This window comes from Arthrobacter sp. B0427-1-12 (genome assembly GCF_059092905.1).
On sequence record NZ_JBNHIC010000123.1, the window covers coordinates 1 to 3,168 of the forward strand.

At 71.0% G+C, this 3,168-nt stretch carries 3 protein-coding genes and 1 pseudogene; all 4 read right to left on the reverse strand.

Annotation, left to right across the window (positions count from 1 at the left end; genetic code table 11):
* Positions 1 to 89: 89 nt before the first annotated feature.
* Entirely contained in the window at positions 90 to 308 is a 219-nt protein-coding gene (locus AC5RWU_RS23945) for a hypothetical protein (protein WP_493986670.1), read from the reverse strand.
* A gap of 134 nt (positions 309 to 442) precedes the next feature.
* Positions 443 to 847: a response regulator gene (locus tag AC5RWU_RS23950; protein ID WP_493986671.1), complete on the reverse strand. Its 405-nt coding sequence runs from the start codon at positions 845 to 847 to the stop codon at positions 443 to 445.
* Between the two features lie 442 nt (positions 848 to 1,289).
* On the reverse strand, positions 1,290 to 2,399 hold the full coding sequence (locus tag AC5RWU_RS23955; protein ID WP_493986672.1) for a hypothetical protein: 1,110 nt from the start codon (positions 2,397 to 2,399) through the stop codon (positions 1,290 to 1,292).
* Positions 2,400 to 2,737: 338 nt separating this feature from the next.
* A pseudogene (locus tag AC5RWU_RS23960) lies at positions 2,738 to 3,168 on the reverse strand (IS1595 family transposase); the annotation flags it as partial.

Here is a 3,168-nt window from a genome sequence, read left to right on the forward strand (position 1 = left end):
CGCCGCCGGATATCAGGGCCACTGAACCGGTCTCCGGACTGCGGCCCTGCCTAGGCGGGCGGCCGCATGGGCAGTACCCGCCCGGCCGGTCAGCGGGGACTGCGGTGCAGGTCGTATTCGTCACTGGGCAGCAGCTTGGGGCGGCCGCCCACCCCCTCGATGATCAGCACGGTGCCCTCTTCGGGGAAAGCCTGTTCGACTTGGCCGAAATAGTGGATGGCACCGTTGCGCCGGGCTTCGATCCGATCGCCGGGGCGCAGGGCGGACAGGTCGGGGATCCGCGGGTTGAGGCTGAAGACGTTGGTCACTGTATTCCTTCCGTAGGCGCGGGGTCTGGGATCGAGGACCATCATCATGGCGGCGGCGGGCCCCTTGGGCGCTTGACCGCGTGTGCGGTTCCCGTTCCTCTGTTCTCTGGTGTGAGAGCGGGGGGAGTGCTTCCCTAGGCGGCCGAGGGGGACCGCCGGCTGTGGAGCACCGGGCGGGCGGCCTGCCGGAGGGCGTCGAGCAGGGTGGTCAGGGATCCGCCCTTGGCCAGGACCGCGCGGATGCCCAGGGCCCTGCCCTGCTGCCGCAGCGTGGCGGAGGGCTGGGCGGTGAGCAGCACGATGCGGGCTAACGGGGTGCGGGCCAGGATGCGCTGTGCGGCGTCCAGTCCGGTGCCGTCGCCCAGGTCGTGGTCCATCAGGACGACGTCGGGCTTCAGCTCCCGGCACAGCCGGAGGGCGGCGTCGGTGCCGGTGGCGTAGCCGATGCAGTCGATGTCCCGTTCCCGGTTCAGCGCGCCCATGAGCAGCCGTGCGAACCGTGCGTGGTTATCGACAATAAGAATCCGTGTGGGTGACATTGCGGTTGCCTTTCTCGGCATACCTGCGGTGCAGGGGTGGTGTCTGGCCTGCCCGGGACGGGCAGGGGAAGCGTGGGCCGGAATATCCGGCGGAGCCGATGGCCAGAGGTTCATCGGGTCAGCACCGGATGCCGGGTGACCGCCGGCGCTTCCGGCAGGGGATCTGACCGGAAGCCGGCGGTGCGGACACCGGCGGGCGGGACGGCACGGGGGGCCGTCCGCTTCGTGCAGCGTCCTTGGCGCGGGTACCGGAAGGGGGCCGGATACCGCGGCGGCCGGGGGTGTTCATCGCTGCCCGGGGTCCAGCCGGAAGGGCTGGCATCCGGGTGCGGCAGGCTGTAAGTCAGTGCCCGTGACGTGGCGGTCGCCGGCAGGAGTGCCGGCAGTCCGCCGGAAGGGGCAGCTGGGGGTGCAGCCCGGGCCCCGGGCAGCGCAGCCCTGCTCAGTCGGGCGAGGAACCCGGTTCCGGAGAAAGGCAGGCGTGCAGGGTCCAACCGGCGTCGCTCAGCGCCGCCCCCTGCGGTACGGGCGGGGACAGCAGGTCCGCCAGATCGGCCGCGACGGAGCCGGACCCGCCCTGCGCGGAGGCAGCCGGAGGCAACGACGGCGACGGCGCCGGAACCGCCGGGGACGGGCCGGACGGGGTGCCGGAACCGGGAATTGCGGGTTCGGGATCTCCGGATCCAGGGGCGTTGGGTCCGGCAGCTGTCCTTGAAGTTGTTTCCGGTACGAAACTGACGGCTTCACGGGCGCCGGCTTCAGCGGCCCGATGGTGGACCTGTCCGGCCGCAGCGGCCCGGTTCTCAGCCACGGGCGGGACGGGCGCTGAATCGGCAGGCGCGCCACCGGGCAGGGAAATGTCTGCAGGGCCGGAGGCGTCCGCGGGACCGGGAGCGTCAACGCCGGAAACATCCGGGCCCTCGGTGCCGGCCGGTATCGGCGGAAGCGGGGCGCCAGGCACGGACGGCTGCACAGCAGTTACCGGTGACACGACCGGGGCCGCCATGTCCAGGACAGGTTCGGCCACGTTTAGGACGGGCTCGCCCGCATCCATTACCGGCTCTGTGGCGTCCAGTACCGGTTCTGCGACATCCAGCACGGGCTCGGCCGCCTCAAGGACCGGCTCAACGACCTGGGCAACAGGTGCAATAACGGGTTCAACGATGCCGGATACCGGCGCCACAGCCTGAACGGCATCAGCAGCTGCCGGCACCGCACGTGTGAGGGCCTGAACAGCAGGATCCGCCAAGGCAGGGACAGCACCCGTGACCGCCGGGACGAGATCCGGAACCGGCGCGGCGGCAGGACCAGCGGCCGTGGCCGGCGGTGCGGCGGGCGTTGGAGCGGGTACGGCAGCAGCTGCAGCCCCGGCCACGCCGCGGTCAGTTACCGTTGTTTCCGCCACGGGGGCGGCGAGGGCGGCCAGGGGTGCACCGGTGAGGTCCTGCTCGGTCAAAGCCGGGGTAAGGGCATGGGCGGCGGCGGCGCCAAGGACCATCCAGGCCAGAACTGCGAGCCCGGCCAGCAGGACGCGCCGAACCAGAGGTGCCATGCACCAACGCCGGTTTCCGCCTGCCATTACACCTCCCCCCGAGATGTCCCCCAAAATGTCGCAGCACAAAGGCTGCGGCAATGTTGATCCATGCTAGGCCCGTTCCCGGTCCCGGGCAATAGTTCCGGCTCCGTAATCGGTGTTTCCGCCGTCGTGGGACGGCGGGGCCGTCATGGCCTCATCCCGAGACATATGCGCTGTCAGGGGTATTTAGCTGACCGGACCGTCGCGGTCAGTGGAGCGCCAGGGATGGGCTGCCCGGGGACGGTCCAGGCTCGGTGGATAACCGCCGGTCCCGGGGTGAGAGGCCGGGTGGTCTTGGGCTGAGGGTCGGCGACCAGGTCGCGGTAGCGCACCGGACGGTGTCCGACGGCGAGTTCGAGGACGCGGTAGAAGACCATGCCGCGGCTGGTCGAACGGCGCCGGTTGAAGCGGAAGGTGAACTCGTTCAGGTAGCTCTGCAGGTGCGCCGCGTCCACCGAGCCCTGATGGGTGCCCAGCAGCCACCGCTTGGCCAGCGACGCGATGCGGTGAACTCCAGGCAGCAGCTGGCCGGGGTCCTCGCCGCGGGCACGGGCGCGCGCTGGCTGCGCCGATCGTGCGTGTAGCCGAGTGTCTCGCCCCCCCCGGTAGCCCTGCCAGGCATCGGTGATGACGGTGGCGCCGGGCTCCACGTTCTCGCCGACGAACAGGTGCAGCGAGGCGGCCGAGGCGTCGGCCAGGATCGCCATCCGACAGCGTCCGTAGCCGCGGGGCTGCCTGACTTCGA